This window comes from Streptomyces sp. NBC_00996, from assembly GCF_045162675.1.
Taxonomy (GTDB): Bacteria; Actinomycetota; Actinomycetes; order Streptomycetales; family Streptomycetaceae; genus Streptomyces.
Map to the genome: position 1 here is coordinate 3593008 of NZ_CP108723.1, position 15135 is coordinate 3608142.

Below are 15135 nucleotides of genomic sequence, written 5' to 3' on the forward strand. Positions count from 1 at the left end.
AGCCCCAGGTACGGGACGGGTAGGGGCTGAGGGGGCGAAGACCCTTGCCTCAGCCCGCGGTGACCGCGGTGCGGACCGCCCCGTCGGGCCCCGCGAGGAGCACCGGCGTCTCGGCCCCGCCGAGGTCCCGCACCGCAGCCCGGTCCTCCGCGGCCACGGCCTCCGTCTCGGACACCACAGCCGCCGCCTCCAGGGACTTCGCCCCCGAGGCGACCGCCATGGCCACGGCGGTCTGGAGGGCACTCAGCCGCAGGGAGGGCAGAGCCACCGTCCCGGCGACATACGTACGGCCCGTCTCGTCCCGCACAGCCGCCCCCTCGGGCACACCATTGCGGGCCCGCACGGAACGGGCCAGGGTCACGATCTTGCGGTCCTCGGGGTCAAGCGCGCTGCTGTCGGTCATGCCCCGAGCATACGAAGCACCACTCCCACCCCGCGCGGCGGTACGCGGCTAGCCGGCCACCGTGTACATCGACCCCCGCCGCCCCTCCGGCGAAGCCAGCCACTCCAGCTTCGCCGCCGTGTTCGCCTCCGGCAGCGGCGTGTGCAGCACGATCGTGAGGTCGGGCCGCGCCGGGACCTTCATGGCGGTGGACTCGACGGCCAGCAGACCGACCAGCGGATGGTCGAGCTCCTTGCGGATCTGCCCGGCGTCCTCGATGTCCCGCCGCTCCCACAGCTCGGTGAACTCGGCGCTGGATTCCCGCAGTTGGGTCAGCAGCTCCTGGAACCCCTCGTCCGTGGGGTCGGCGGCGCACGACGCGCGGAACTGGGCGACGACCGTGCGCGCGTTCTCCTCCCACGTCCGGGACTGACCCCGGTAGAGCGGGTCGGTGAAGAAGTCGACGATGCAGTTCTGTGTGTTCTCGGGGCGCATGCCGAGAACCATCCCGGCGGCGTCGTTGTACATCACGCAGTTGTAGTACCGGTCCATGATGTGCGCCGGATACGGCATCCACGTGTCGATCAGCCGCCGCAGCCCCTCGCACATGTCCCGGTCCTCGGGCGCGACCTCGGGCTCCGGCGGGTTCAGCCCGGCGAGCACATACAGATGGCGCCGCTCGGCGTTGCTGAGCCGCAGCACACGGGCCACCGAGTCGAGGACCTGCGGCGAGACGGAGATGTCGCGTCCCTGCTCCAGCCACTGGTACCAGGAGGCGCCGACACCCGCGAGCACGGCGACCTCCTCCCGACGCAGACCGGGGGTGCGACGGCGCGCCCCGCCGTCCGGCAGCCCGGCCTGGGCCGGTGACACCCGGGCCCGACGGCTCATCAGGAAGTCCCGCAGTTCCCGCCGTCGGTGGGTCCTGAGCGCGTCCTGAGTCACGTTCGAATCCCCCTCTTGGTGACTGGTGGTGCGACCACCAGCATAAGTTCCCGCTCCCCACGGTTGTTCCGACCGCAGGAAGCTCTTGCCATGGCGATCGAGACCACGACCGAGACGACGGCCGAAACCCCCACCGGCACCTCCCCAGGCGTCCCCACCCGCACCTCCACCGGCCCCGCGCGAGGCCCCCAACCCCCGCTCGGCACGCGGCTTTCGACCCGCGACAAGCTCGTCCTCTTCGTGCTGTGTGCGGCGCAGTTCATGGTCGCGCTCGACTTCTCCGTCCTGAACGTGGCGCTGCCCGTGCTCGGCAGGGACCTGGGCATGAGCCAGTCCGCGCTCCAGTGGGCGGTCACCGCCTTCGCGTTGCCGTCCGGCGGCTTCCTGCTCCTCTTCGGCCGGATCGGCGACCTGTACGGCCGCCGCAGGCTCTTCCTGACGGGCCTGGCCCTGTTCGGCGCGGCCTCGCTGCTCGCGACCTTCGCCTGGGACCCGGCGTCGTTCCTGGCCGGGCGGGCGTTGCAGGGCCTGGGCGCGGCGGCGATCGTGCCGACGGCCATGTCGCTGCTGACGACGACGTTCCGGGAGGGCCCGGCGCGCGACCGTGCCCTGGGCATCTCGGGCACGCTGCTGTCCCTCGGCTTCACGGTCGGCATGGTGGCGGGCGGCGTCCTGACCGACGTACTCGGCTGGCGCTCGACGATGGGCCTGCTGTCGGTCTTCGCGCTGATCGTGCTGCCGCTGGCCCCGGGCCTCCTGCCGGAGTCCCTCCCCCATAGCCTTAAGGGCATGGGAGGTGCCCCCATCCCCGACCGCCCGCGTCTGGACATCCCGGGAGCGGTCACCGTCACCGGCGGTCTGCTGGCCCTGATCTACGCCCTGTCGACGGCTGCCGAGCGCGGCTTCGGCGGCGCGGACGTCATCGCGGGCCTCGTCGCGGGTGTCCTCCTGCTGGCCGCGTTCGGATACATCGAGTCGCGTGCCCAGGCCCCGCTGGTCAGCCTCCCCATGCTGCGCCGCCGCACGGTGGCGTGGGGCAACCTGGGCGGTCTGGTCACCTTCTCGATGATGTCGACGGTGGTCTTCGTGCTGACGCTGTACCTGCAGGAGACCCTCGACCTGTCCGCCTTCGAGACCGGTCTGGTCTTCGGCGTCCAGGGCGCGCTGTCGGCCGTCGCCGGGGTGTACGCCCCGAAGGTCATCGGCCGCTTCGGCGCCCGCCGTACGCTGGTCGGCTCACTGGCAGGGCAGGGACTGTTCGTCGCGGCGCTGGTGGGACTGAACGCGCACACCTGGTCCGTCTGGCTCGCCGCCGCCGCGGTCTCGCTGGCCAGCATGTGCCACCTCGGCGCGATCATCTCCTACGGCCTGACCGTCACCTCGGGCGTCCCCGACGAGGAGCAGGGCCTGGCCACGGGCCTGGTGACCTCCACCCAGCAGGTCGGCATCACCGTCGGCATCCCGCTGCTCGGCGTCCTCGCGACGACGTCGGACGACCTGCTGAGCGGCGTCCACACGGTGCTCGCCCTGGACGCGGCGATCGTCCTGGCCGCGGCGGTGCTGGTCGCGGTGGGACTCGGCCGACGTGGCCCGAAGGCGGGTTCAGAGCCGGTCGAGGCGGAGGCGCTCGGCCTTCGGTAGACCGGCGACGACGAGATCGTACGAATCCTCGATGAGCTCCCGGACCAGCCGGTCCGGGAGTTCGCCGTCGACCGTCACCGTGTTCCAGTGCCGCTTGTTCATGTGATAGCCGGGGATGATCAGCCCCGGGTGCTCGCCGCGCAGCCGGACCGCGTCGTCCGGGTCGCACTTCAGATTGACCGTCAGCGGGCGTGCGCCCAGATGGCTCAGGGCGAAGAGCTTGCCCAGCACCTTGAAGACCGAGGTCTCCGGGTTGAAGGGGAAGTCCTCGACGGTCGCGTTGAAGGACAGGCAGAACGCGCGCAGCTGCTGCGGGGTCACTCCGGCTTCTCCTCCTCGAGGGGCTCGACCGGGCCGACCGGCTCGACGAGCACCGTGACGATCTTGTTCCGGCGTCCGGCTGCGGCCTCCGCCGTCAGCCGCAGTTCGCGCCCGTCGGGCAGCTCGACCACCGAGGAGGCCCCGGCGATCGGGACCCGCCCGAGCGCCTTGGCGAGCAGCCCGCCGACGGTCTCCACGTCCTCGTCGTCGTACGCCTCGAAGCCGTACAGCTCGCCGAGGTCGCCGATGTCGAGGCGGGCGGTGACGCGGTAGCGGTCGTCGCCGAGCTCCTGGACGGGCGGCAGCTCGCGGTCGTACTCGTCGGTGATCTCGCCGACGATCTCCTCGAGGATGTCCTCGATGGTGACGATGCCGGCCGTGCCGCCGTACTCGTCGATGACGACGGCGACGTGGTTGCGCTCCTGCTGCATCTCGCGCAGCAGATCGCCCGCGTTCTTCGTGTCGGGCACGAAGGTGGCGGGCCGCATGGCCGTCGACACCAGCTCGGACTCGGCGTCGCGGCTGATGTGCGTCTTGCGGGCCAGGTCCTTCAGATACACGATCCCCACGATGTCGTCCTCGCTCTCCCCGGTGACGGGGATGCGGGAGAAGCCCGAGCGCAACGCGAGGGTCAGGGCCTGGCGGATGGTCTTGTAGCGCTCGATGACGACGAGGTCGGTCCTCGGGACCATGACCTCGCGCACGAGGGTGTCGCCCAGCTCGAAGACGGAGTGCACCATGCGGCGCTCCTCGTCCTCGATGAGCGACTCCTTCTCGGCGAGGTCGACCAGCGCGCGCAGCTCGGCCTCGGAGGCGAACGGGCCGCGCCGGAAGCCCTTGCCGGGCGTGAGCGCGTTGCCGATGAGGATGAGCAGGGGCGGGATCGGGCCCATCACCCGGGCCAGCGGAAGCAGGACATATGCCGCTGCCGTCGCCGTGTTCAGCGGGTGCTGGCGGCCGATGGTGCGCGGGGAGACGCCGACCGCGACGTACGAGACGAGGACCATGACGCCGATGGCGACGGCCAACGCCTGCCAGGTCTTGTCGAACTCCTTCAAGCAGGCGTACGTGACGAGCGCGGCGGCCGCCATCTCGCAGGCCACTCGCACGAGCAGCGCCACGTTCAGATAGCGGGTCGGGTCGGCGGCGACCTGCGCGAGCTTGGCGCTGCCGCGCCGGCCGCTGCGTACGGCCTCCTCGGCGCGGAAGCTGGAGACGCGCGCGAGGCCCGCCTCCGCGCAGGCGGCGAGCCAGGCGACGACGACCAGCAGGACGGCGCCGACGACGAGTTGAGGACTCATGACACGGTCGGGGCCGGGGAGGGGCCCGTCATGCCCTTCTCCGCGCGCCAGCCGTCCACGATGGCGGCCTGGAGACCGAACATCTCGGCCTTCTCGTCCGCTTCCTCGTGGTCGTAGCCGAGCAGGTGCAGCACCCCATGGACGGTGAGGAGCTGGAGCTCCTCGTCCATGGAGTGCTGCGTCGCGGCTTCCTTGCCCTGTCGCTCGGCGACCTCCGGGCAGAGCACGATGTCGCCGAGCAGGCCCTGCGGCGGCTCGTCGTCGTCCTTCGACGGCGGCCGCAGCTCGTCCATGGGAAAGGACATGACATCCGTCGGTCCTGGCAGGTCCATCCACTGGATGTGGAGCTGCTCCATGGCGTCGGCGTCCACGACGATCACCGAGAGCTCGGAGAGCGGGTGGATGCGCATCCGCGCGAGCGCGTAGCGGGCGATGTCGAGGATCGCCTGCTCGTCGACCTCGGTTCCGGACTCGTTGTTGACGTCGATCGACATGGTCGTGCTGGTCTACTTCCCCTTGTGGCCGGCTTTGCCGCGGCCCTTGTGGGAGCCGTTCTCGGTGCCGTTCTCGCTGTCGTACTTCTCGTACGCGTCGACGATACGGCCGACCAGCTTGTGCCGTACGACATCGTGGGACGTGAGCCTCGAGAAGTGGACGTCGTCCACACCCTCCAGGATGTCCTGGACCTGGCGCAGACCCGACTTCGTGCCGTTCGGCAGGTCGACCTGTGTCACGTCGCCCGTGACCACGATCTTCGAGTCGAAGCCGAGGCGGGTGAGGAACATCTTCATCTGCTCGGCGCTCGTGTTCTGGGCCTCGTCCAGGATGATGAAGGCGTCGTTGAGGGTGTTGTGCGTCAGCAGGTAGTCCTGGGTGACGTACAACGAGTCCTCGGCAGCCACCTGGATGCAGACGGTCTCCTCCCTGCCCGCGGGCTCGATGCTGTCGATGAACCGCATCGGGCGTCCGCCGCCTCCGGCCGCGCGGTACTTCTCCGCCTTGCGGGCGAGGCGGAAGGGCTCAATGCCTTCGGGGAGGCGGATGTCGATGACGTGGGCGTCGTACTGGTATCCGACTTCCCGGCCCTTCGCGAGACCCGGCTTGCGTCCGTCGGCAACCCGCCGACGGGTGTAGGCGACGCCGCCCAACGACTGCACGAGCGAGATCACGTCGTCACGGAGCACGATCGACGTCGTCGTGTACTGGATACGACAGGTGCGGTCGGACTGAGTCACCGGGCCACCGTCCGAATCCAGCAGCCCCTGGAGAACGGCCAGCCGTACATCGGCCGAGTTGTACAGGTAGGCGTCCGGAACGAACTTGGTGTGCGAGCGGGTACGCAGCAGGTCCAGATCACGCAGGACTCGTGTGACCGGGTTCTCCAGAGTGACCACGTCGCCCGGGGACTTGACCCGGTTCAGGACGTAATCGGGGCCGCCACGGTGCCGCAGTGCAACGCCCGAAAGGGCGGCTTCCAGGGCCTGGGCCAGCTCCCGGTCCTCCGTCGAGAACGAAGGCGTGGTGGAGCCGGTCAGGCAACCGTCGCCGAGCAGCAGCCCCAGGGCGTACGGAGCCATCGGCACGTCCTGCTCGGGGAAGCACACCGGTGCCGTGAGCAACGGCAGCTCGTACCGGCGGGCATGCGCCGCCCGCAGGTTGCCGATCATCTCTTGGGTCTCCAGGACCCGCCACGGCTTGTTGCGGCGCTTGTCGTCGCGCGTCCTGACCGTCCACAGATGCTCGCCGCAGCACAGCGTCCAAGAGCCGTCCTGGGCCGTTACACGGTAGATGTCCCGCTCACCCTGCGGATAGACGCCGAGGACCGGCGTCGGCTCACCATTCGAGCCGATGACCAGGTCACCGACCTGGAGGTCGCCGATCGGGCGCCAACCGTCCGGTGTCAGGACGTTCGTGAACCGCGGCTGCGCTCGGCCTCTCATATATGCGAGCGGCGCGACCTCGATCGTCCCGGCCGCCATGAGGCGCGGGATCGAATCCGGGTCGAGCATGTCGTGCAGCGCGTCGTACAGAGGACGCAGGTAGGGGTCGATCTTCTCGTAGAGCGTGCCCGGGAGGAATCCCAGTCGCTCGCCCGCCTCCACCGCCGGACGGGTCAGGATGATGCGGTTGACCTGCTTGGACTGAAGCGCCTGGACCGCCTTCGCCATGGCGAGGTACGTCTTGCCGGTACCGGCGGGGCCGATGCCGAAGACGATGGTGTGCTTGTCGATGGCGTCGACGTACCGCTTCTGGTTGAGCGTCTTGGGGCGGATGGTGCGGCCTCGCGAGGACAGGATGTTCTGCGTGAGCACCTCGGCCGGAGTCTCCTGGCCGTCGCCCTCCCCGTTCTCGCTCGCCCTGAGCATGGCGATCGAGCGTTCCACTGCGTCCTCCGTCATCGGCTGCCCCGTGCGGAGCACCAGCATCATCTCGTCGAACAGGCGCTGGACGAGGGCGACTTCACCGGCGTCGCCGACCGCACTGATCTCATTGCCCCGGACGTGGATGTCGGCCGCCGGGAAGGCCTTCTCGATCACGCGCAGGAGGGAGTCGCCGGAGCCCAGCACGGTCACCATGGGGTGCGCGGCCGGAACGGTGAACTGCGCTCTCGCTTGTCCCTGCGCGGGGGTGTGAGCTGTGGGTGTCTGAGTCATGGGCCGGCTCTGAAGGCCTGCTTTTCCTCCTTGATCGGCACGCTTGCCACGAGGGCAGCCTTGCGATTCCAAGCGTACGTCGCCGCACTGACAGAGCCGTAGGGCTTTTCCTCACCCGCACGGAGCGCCGCACAGAGCACTGCACGGCGCCTCACGCGGAGCACCACACGACGCCTCACGCGGAGCGCCCGAAACCGATCGTCGGCACCGCCCGGCGCAGCGGCCACGGGCGCGTCACTTGGGGCAGCAGCCCCTCCAGGAACGCATAGCGCCTCAGGGCCGTCGGGTCCTGGTCGTCGACCGACTGGACGCGGCGCCACCAGGCGGCGATCTCGGACCAGCCGGGCGCCGACAGCGACCCCCCGAACTCCTGGACGGAGAGGGCGGCGGTCAGCCCGGCGAAGGCGAGACGGTCGGCGAGGGGCCAGTCGGCCAGGGTGCCCATGACGAAGCCCGCGACGAAGACGTCACCGGCGCCGGTGGGGTCCATGGCCTCGACGGCGATCGCAGGGACCTCGGCGGTCTCCCCGGTACGGCCGTCCACGGCGTACGCGCCCTCCGAACCGAGGGTGACGACCGCCAGCGGTACGTGCTCGGCCAGCGCGTGCGCCGCCGCGCGCGGGCAGTCCGCGCCGGTGTACCGCATGGCCTCCTCGGCGTTCGGCAGGAACGCCTCGCAGTGTTCGAGATCGGCGAGGCCCGCCAGGTCCCAGCGGCCGGTGTCGTCCCAGCCGACGTCCGCGAAGATCCGGGTGCCCTTGCTCGCGGCCTGCCCGATCCACGGCGCGCGCGTGCCCGGCGTCAGCGCGGCGACGGCGGCACGCGCGCGTGGCGGGCAGTCCGGCGCGGGTTCCTCCGGTGGCGGCTCGTGCCCGTGGCTGACCATCGTGCGCTCGCCCTCGTACGCCATCGACACGGTGACCGGGGAGTGCCAGCCGGGCACGGTGCGCGACGGGGTGAGGTCGATGCCCTCGCCCTGCTCCAGGGCGTCCCAGCAGTACTCCCCGTAGTGGTCGTCGCCGAAGGCCGCCGCCAGGGAGGTCTTCAGCCCCAGCCGCGCGAGGGCGGTCGCCATGTTGGCGACTCCGCCCGGGCTGGAACCCATCCCCCGCGCCCAGGACTCCGTCCCCCGCACGGGGGCGGAATCGAGCCCGGTGAAGATGATGTCCAGGAAGACCGTGCCCGTCAGATAGACGTCCCAGGGCGGGTCCTGGGGGGTGCGCAGCCCGGCCAGCGGGTCGACGTGGGCCTGGCAGTACGGTCGCTCTCCGTTGGACGCGATCACGGTGCGCTCCCTGACGTGGTACGGATCTGGCCAGTGTGCACCACCGGAAACCACCCCGCCCCGTCCGCTCAAGCCTGTTTTCGCCCCCCCTCCCCTACCCGTCCCGTCCCGTCCCTGGGGGCTGCGCCCCAGAGCTTGAACGAAGTGAACCCGTACCGCTCGATGAACTTCCGCGCCCGCGCGACGACTCCGGCCGGGTCGAGCGCGGCTCCCCAGTCGTCCTTTCGCCTGGAACACGCTCTACCCGGTCGTGCTCTCGTACGTGATCGGCCTCGCCGCCTCCCTGGACCCGCGCGGACGGTGGGCTGTCCTCGTCGGCTCGGCCTCCTCGCTGGGCACGGCGTGCGGCCCGCTCGCCGGGAGTCTGCCCTCCGCGCGCGCCGGGCTCCCGGCGATGGGCGTGATCCTGGCACTCGGCCTGCTCGCCGTCACCGTCCCGATGACGCCGTGGCGCTCCGCCTCAGGCGCGGCACCCCGCAGGACCACCCGGTCGTCGAGATCCCGCTGGAGGCCGTACCCGCCCGACGGGCGGTGTACGACACGGCGGGACCCCGGCAGACGGCGGCAGCGGCCGCACCGGGGTCCGGGACCGGCTGACGGCTACTCGAACTCGTACGCGTCGACCTCGGCGATGTACCGGGCCCGCCGCTCCTCGTCGTGCTCCAGGAAGGACACCTCGAACGAGTTGCGGGCCAGCTCCCGCAGCCGCTCCTGGTCCAGCCCCAGCGCCTCGTGCACGGCGTGGAAGGTGTCGCCGACATAGCCCCCGAAGTACGCGGGGTCGTCGGAGTTGACGGTGCACAGCAGCCCGGCGTCCATCATGGCCGGCAGCGGGTGCTCCTCCAGGACGTCCACGGCCCGCAGCCGTACGTTCGACAGCGGGCAGAGCGTGAGCGGGATCCGCTCCCGCACGAGCCGCTCGACCAGCGCGGGGTCCTCCATGCAGCGCAGCCCGTGGTCGATGCGCTCGACGCCGAGCACGTCCAGCGCCTCGGTGATGTACGCGGGCGGGCCCTCCTCGCCCGCGTGCGCGACGCGCCGCAGACCGAGCGCGCCGGCGGCCTCGTACACCTCGCGGAACTTGACCGGCGGGTGCCCGACCTCCGCGGAGTCGAGTCCGATGCCGACGATCCGGTCGAGGTACGGCTTCGCGGCCTCCAGCGTCTCCATGGCCGACTCGGCGGACTCGTCCCGCAGGAAGCACATGATCAGCTGCGTGGAGATGCCGTGCGTCTCCACTCCCCCACTCTCGGCTTCGCTCGAGCGGGGGGACCCCCACCTGGCCAGCGCGCGATGCAGGCCCTCCACGACCGTCCCCATGTCCACCCCGCGCGCGATGTGCGCCTGCGGGTCGAAGAAGATCTCCGCGTGCCGGACGCCCTGAGTGGCGGCCCGCGCCAGATAGGCGTCGGCCAGGTCCGCGAAGTCCTGTTCCGTCCGCAGTACGGCCATGAGCTCGTAGTACAGGTTCAGGAACGACTGGAGATCGTCGAAGAGATACGCCTTGCGCAGCTCCTCGGTGTTCGCGTACGGCAGCGTGACGCCGTTGCGCGCGGCGAGCGCGAAGGCGAGCTCGGGTTCGAGCGTGCCTTCGATGTGGAGGTGCAGTTCTGCTTTGGGGAGGGACATCAAAGCATCGTACGGTCGATTTCCGGGCACTCGGAGTCGGCGCCCCGGGCCGCGATCAAGGGTGCCGATGGCGAGCGCTCGGGAAGGGCGTCCGGGCCGCGACCACGGACGCCCCGGAGCCGGCTCGCTCACCGGCGCTTCGGAACCGGCACCCGCACCAGATCGTGCGCCACGGTCAGCTCTCCGTCGAACCCCGCGGCCCTAGCCTGCCGCTCGAACTCCTCGGGCTCGGAGTACCGCTGGCTGAAGTGGGTGAGCACGAGATGGCGTACGCCGGCCTCCACGGCCACCCGTCCCGCCTGACCTGCCGTCAAGTGGCCGTGATCCATGGCCAGTTGCTCGTCCTCGTCGAGGAACGTCGACTCGATGACGAGCAGGTCGCACCCTTCGGCGAGCGCGCCCACGCCCTCGCACGGCCGGGTGTCCATGACGAACGCGAATCGCTGCCCGCGCCGCACCTCGCTGACGTCGTCGAGGGACACCCCATGAAGCGAGCCCTCCCGCTGCAGACGCCCGACGTCGGGCCCTCTGATGCCGCGCTCGGCGAGCCGCTCCGGCAGTATCCGCCGCCCGTCCGGCTCGACCAGCCGGTACCCGAACGACTCCACGGGGTGGGAGAGCCTGCGGGTCTCCAAGGTGTACGAGGGCGCCGTCGCGAGCACGCCCTCGACCTCGACCGGGGCTTCCGTCAGCTCGACGGTCTCACGGTAGGCGGTCGCATACCGCAGCCGGTCGAAGAACCGCTGGCCTGAGCCCGGATAGTGGACGGTCACCTCGTGCGGCACGCGGTCGAGGTTGATGCGCTGGATCACGCCGGCGAGCCCGAGCGAATGGTCCCCGTGGAAGTGCGTGACACAGATGCGGTGCAGGTCGTGCGCGGCGACCCCGGCACGCAGCATCTGGCGCTGCGTGCCCTCGCCGGGGTCGAAGAGCAGTCCCTCGCCGTCCCATCGCAGCAGATAGCCGTTGTGGTTGCGATGCCGGGTCGGGACCTGGCTGGCGGTGCCGAGGACCACCAATTCACGTACGGACAAGGCCGGTTACCCCGGGGGCCACTGCATGCCGCGACCGCCCAGCACATGCGCGTGCGCGTGGAAGACGGTCTGGCCCGCTCCGCTGCCCGTATTGAACACGACCCGGTAGCTCTCCAGCTTGTCCTCGGCCGCGACCTCGGCGGTCTCGCGCAGCACGTCCGCGACGACCGAGGGTTCGGCGGCCGCCAGCGAGGCGGCGTCCGCGTAGTGCACCTTGGGGATGACCAGGACGTGGCTGGGCGCCTGAGGGTTTATGTCGCGGAAGGCGACGGTCGTCTCGGTCTCCCGGACCACGGTCGCCGGAATGTGCCCGGCGACGATCTTGCAGAACAGGCAGTCGTCCTGCGGCTCTCCCGCCATGCGTGTGCCTCCTCACGCCAGCCGATCATTACCTCCGCATGCTATCGGCCCGACCGGGCAGGCCGCGTACGGCTGTGCCGACCATCAGCGGCGTACACAGGGCGCACCGACCGGCCGCCGGATCGGACCGCTCGACCGAGCCGCGGTACTGCACAGGCGGTGGCGAGCCGATCGCCCACGACCCCGCGCCACCCGGCATCCTCCAGCCGCCCGTTGCCCCGCCGGGACCCTCACCGTCCCGGCCGCCGCGATCGCGGGCGTGCGCCGCCCACCCGGAAGGGCGGGCGGATGGGGAACATCCGCCGCGAAAGCGGTGGATCACCCCGCCACAGCGGCGCCGCAGGTCACAACGGCGGCAAAGCGGGCGCGGCCTTCGCCGGGTTCTCGGTGAGGGCCGCCAGGGCGATGCGGATCGCCTCGTCGAGCTGGGTGTCCCGTCCCGCGGCGTAGTCCTGCGGAGCCTGGACGACCTCCACGTCGGGGTCGACACCGTGGTTCTCGACGCCCCACTCGTAACCCTCCAGCCAGAAGGCGTACTTGGGCTGGGTGACGAGTGTGCCGTCGACGAGCCGGTAGCGGCTGTCGATGCCGATCACTCCGCCCCAGGTACGGGTGCCGACCACGGGCCCGATCCCGAGCGCCTTGATCGCCGCGTTGACGATGTCGCCGTCCGAACCGGAGAACTCGTTGGCGACGGCGACGACCGGGCCGCGTGGCGCGTCCTCCGGGTAGCTGTACGGGCGCAGGCCGCGCGGCAGGTCCCAGCCGACGATCCGCCGCGCCAACTTCTCGACGACGAGCTGGGAGGTGTGGCCGCCGCGGTTCTCGCGTACGTCCACCACCAGCCCCTCCCGGGCCACCTCGATGCGCAGGTCGCGGTGGAGCTGAGCCCACCCGGAGCCGACCATGTCCGGCACGTGCAGATACCCGAGGCGGCCCCCGGACTGCTCGTGGACGTACGCCCGCCGGTCCGCCACCCAGTCGTGGTAGCGCAGCGGCTCCTCGTCCGCGAGCGGGACGACGACCGCGTGACGTGGATCGCCGCCGCCCGAAGGTGAGATGGTCAGCTCCACCGGCTTGCCCGCCGTGCCGACGAGCAGCGGCCCGGGCCCGGCCACCGGGTCCACCGGCTGCCCGGCGACCGCGACGATCGCGTCTCCGGCGCGCACCGCGACCCCCGGCGCGGCGAGCGGCGCCCGCGCGTCCGGGTCGGAGGTCTCGGACGGGAGGATCCGGTCGATGCGCCAACTGCCGTCCGCATGACGGGAGATGTCCGCGCCGAGCAGCCCCTGTGCCCGGTCGCCGCCACCCCCTCCGCCACGCGGCATGACGTACGCGTGCGAGGTGCCGAGTTCGCCGTGCACCTCCCAGAGCAGGTCGACGAGGTCGTCGTGCGTGGCGACCCGCTCCAGAATCGGCCGATAGCGGTCGAGCACGGCGTCCCAGTCGACCCCGCCCAGGTCGGGCCGCCAGAAGTTGTCCCGCATCAGGCGGCCCGTCTCGTCGTACATCTGCCGCCACTCGGCGGCCGGGTCGACGGTCTGCCGGACCCGCGACAGATCGACGGTGATGTTCGTGTCGCTCTCGTCGTCGTTCGAGGCACGCCGGTCGCTGGGTACGACCTTGAGCTTGCCGTCGGTCCACAGCAGGACCCGCTTGCCGTCGCCGGTGACGGTGAAGTGGTCGGCGTCGGCGGCGAGATGCTCGATGCGCCGCTGGGCGAGGTCGTACCGCTCCAGCTCGGTCTGCGGGTCCGGGTCGTCCGGCGTGGCGCGGGAGGCGCCGAGCACACCGCGGACCGGGTGCCGCAGCCACAGCAGCCCGTCCTTGGCGGCCCGCAGCGTCGAGTAGCGGGCGGCCTCGACGGGGAACGGCACGATCCGGTCGGCGAGCCCGTCGAGGTCGATGCGGGTCGTGGGGGCGCCCTCGCTGTCGGGCGTCTCGTCCTTGTCCGGCGCCTCGAAGGGGCGGCCGTGCCGCTGCGGCCCGAAGGGGGACGGCGTGGTCGCGGCCAGGGTGATCAGGTAGGGCCGCGAGCCGCCCACGAACGCCAGGTCGAAGACGTGCTCGTCGTAGACGGGGTCGAACGCGCGCGCCGAGAGGAACCCGAGGTGCTTGCCGTCGAGCGTGAACGCGGGCTCGTAGTCACGGAACCGGAGCGGGGTCGCCTCGGTCACCGACAGGTCGGCGGTGTTGGCCAGCTTGAGTTGGCGCAGCGGGCGCGGTCCGGGGTGCGACCAGGCGAGCCAGGCCGAGTCGGGCGAGAAGACAAGGCCGCTGACCTCACCGTCCTCGCTGCGGTCGACCTCGCGCACCTCCCCGCTCTCCCGCTCGACGAGCAGCACACGGCCGTCGTGCGAGGCGACGGCGGCGCGGCTCCCGTCGGGGGCCATCGCGAGCCCGAGGACCCGTCCGAGCTGCCCGGCGGCGAGTCGGCGCGGGGTCGCCCCCGGCGCGACTCCCGTCGCCGGGGCGAACTCCAGGGCGTCGTCGCCCTCCGCGTCGGTCACCCACACCACGTGCTCCTCGCCCTCCGCCCGGAAGGTGCGGGGCAGCCGGGAGCGCACGCCCTGCTCGGCGGCGAGTGCGCGGGCCGGACCCGAGCGGTGCGTGACCCAGTGGACGGCGCCGCGCACGGAGACCGCGCTGCCGCGTCCGGTGTGGTCGGGCGCGGCGGCGGAGAACCAGCGCGAGGCGCTCACCGGGTGCGGCTGCTGGTCGACGCGCTGGCCGCCGAGGCGGATGTCCAGCCTGCGCGGCTCGGCGCCCTCCAGGTCGTCGAGGAGCCACAGTTCACCGGCGGACGCGTACACGACCCGCGTGCCGTCGGTGGCCGCGTGGCGGGCGTAGAACCCTCCCCCACCGGGCGTGTGGCGCCGCAGGTCGGAGCCGTCGGCGAGGGAGGAGTAGAGCGCCCCGACACCTTCGTGGTCGGACAGGAAGGCGATCCGCTCCCCCACCCAGAGGGGGTATTCGATGTTCCCGTCGAGCTCTTCATGCAGCCGTACGAAAGCGGAGTCCCCGTCGCCCTCCCGGTCGATCCACAGCTTGCCCGCCGTACCGCCGCGATACCGCTTCCACCAGGCGGCCTCGCGCCCCATGGGCGCGGACAGCAGCACGACACCCGGGCCGCCGTGGGCGATGTCGCCGACGGGCCCGTAGGGAAGGGTCGTCGCGGGGCCGCCGTCGAGTGGGACGGCCCGGGCCCAGCTGCGCCGCAGGCTCGCCTGTCCCTGGGTGCTGAGCGCGAGCACCTGACCGTCCGCGGTCCAGCCGCGCACCTGGGTCTTCGAACTGCCCCAGTACGTCAGTCGCTTGGACGGGCCGCCGGCCAGGGCGGCGGCGTGCACCTCGGGCGCCCCGTCACGCGTGGACGTCCAGGCGACGGTCGCGCCGTCCGGGGAGATGCGCGGATGGTTCACCGGGACGTTGTCGGCGCTGACCCGCCAGGCCCTGCCTTCGCCGTCGAGCGGGGCGGCCCAGACGTCGTCCTCGGCCGTGAAGACGACCAACTCACCGTGCAGATGCGGAAACCGGAGATACGCGGAGGCTGCGGACTCTGTCACCCGATCACCCTATGCAG

The 15135-nt window shown here is 71.4% G+C and carries 12 protein-coding genes and 1 pseudogene; 2 read left to right on the forward strand and 11 right to left on the reverse strand.

The window, feature by feature from the left end; genetic code table 11:
• Window positions 1-49: 49 nt before the first annotated feature.
• Both OG390_RS16920 and OG390_RS16925 read right to left on the reverse strand, forming a co-directional pair.
• The gene (locus tag OG390_RS16920; RefSeq protein WP_406168796.1) at window positions 50-403 is read right to left on the reverse strand and encodes a cytidine deaminase; all 354 of its coding nucleotides are present in this window, start codon (window positions 401-403) and stop codon (window positions 50-52) included.
• 48 nt (window positions 404-451) lie between these two features.
• Entirely contained in the window at window positions 452-1273 is an 822-nt protein-coding gene (locus OG390_RS16925) for a helix-turn-helix transcriptional regulator (protein WP_406177714.1), read from the reverse strand.
• A gap of 144 nt (window positions 1274-1417) precedes the next feature.
• Here OG390_RS16925 and OG390_RS16930 point away from each other — a divergent pair, with 144 nt between their 5' ends.
• Window positions 1418-2968: an MFS transporter gene (locus OG390_RS16930; protein WP_406168798.1), complete on the forward strand. Its 1551-nt coding sequence runs from the start codon at window positions 1418-1420 to the stop codon at window positions 2966-2968.
• On the opposite strand, the gene OG390_RS16935 is transcribed toward OG390_RS16930, so the two are convergent.
• From OG390_RS16935 to OG390_RS16955, 5 genes are all read right to left on the reverse strand, one after another.
• Window positions 2930-3289 carry an MmcQ/YjbR family DNA-binding protein gene (locus OG390_RS16935; RefSeq protein ID WP_406168800.1) on the reverse strand — a complete coding sequence of 120 codons (360 nt, stop codon included), beginning with the start codon at window positions 3287-3289 and terminating at the stop codon, window positions 2930-2932. The genes OG390_RS16930 and OG390_RS16935 overlap by 39 nt on opposite strands.
• Window positions 3286-4590, reverse strand: a complete 1305-nt coding sequence (locus tag OG390_RS16940) for a hemolysin family protein (protein WP_406168802.1) — start codon at window positions 4588-4590, stop codon at window positions 3286-3288. The genes OG390_RS16935 and OG390_RS16940 overlap by 4 nt, the downstream gene beginning before the upstream one ends.
• On the reverse strand, window positions 4587-5084 hold the full coding sequence (gene ybeY / locus OG390_RS16945) for an rRNA maturation RNase YbeY (RefSeq protein WP_189185145.1): 498 nt from the start codon (window positions 5082-5084) through the stop codon (window positions 4587-4589). The genes OG390_RS16940 and ybeY overlap by 4 nt, the downstream gene beginning before the upstream one ends.
• Before the next feature lie 12 nt (window positions 5085-5096).
• The gene (locus OG390_RS16950) at window positions 5097-7244 is read right to left on the reverse strand and encodes a PhoH family protein (RefSeq protein WP_406168804.1); all 2148 of its coding nucleotides are present in this window, start codon (window positions 7242-7244) and stop codon (window positions 5097-5099) included.
• A gap of 175 nt (window positions 7245-7419) precedes the next feature.
• Window positions 7420-8529 carry a carbohydrate kinase family protein gene (locus tag OG390_RS16955; RefSeq protein WP_406168806.1) on the reverse strand — a complete coding sequence of 370 codons (1110 nt, stop codon included), beginning with the start codon at window positions 8527-8529 and terminating at the stop codon, window positions 7420-7422.
• Window positions 8530-8755: 226 nt separating this feature from the next.
• On the opposite strand from OG390_RS16955, the pseudogene OG390_RS16960 reads away from it, so the two are divergent.
• Window positions 8756-9126: pseudogene (locus OG390_RS16960) on the forward strand (MFS transporter); the annotation flags it as partial.
• Window positions 9127-9129: 3 nt separating this feature from the next.
• Here OG390_RS16960 and OG390_RS16965 read toward each other — a convergent pair.
• From OG390_RS16965 to OG390_RS16980, 4 genes are all read right to left on the reverse strand, one after another.
• Window positions 9130-10158, reverse strand: coding sequence for an adenosine deaminase (locus tag OG390_RS16965; RefSeq protein ID WP_406168808.1), 1029 nt, complete (start codon window positions 10156-10158; stop codon window positions 9130-9132).
• A gap of 128 nt (window positions 10159-10286) precedes the next feature.
• The gene (locus OG390_RS16970) at window positions 10287-11192 is read right to left on the reverse strand and encodes a ribonuclease Z (protein WP_406168810.1); all 906 of its coding nucleotides are present in this window, start codon (window positions 11190-11192) and stop codon (window positions 10287-10289) included.
• A 6-nt stretch (window positions 11193-11198) separates the two neighbouring features.
• Window positions 11199-11552, reverse strand: coding sequence for a histidine triad nucleotide-binding protein (locus OG390_RS16975; protein WP_406168812.1), 354 nt, complete (start codon window positions 11550-11552; stop codon window positions 11199-11201).
• A gap of 344 nt (window positions 11553-11896) precedes the next feature.
• Entirely contained in the window at window positions 11897-15118 is a 3222-nt protein-coding gene (locus OG390_RS16980) for a S41 family peptidase (protein WP_406168814.1), read from the reverse strand.
• Window positions 15119-15135: the final 17 nt, after the last annotated feature.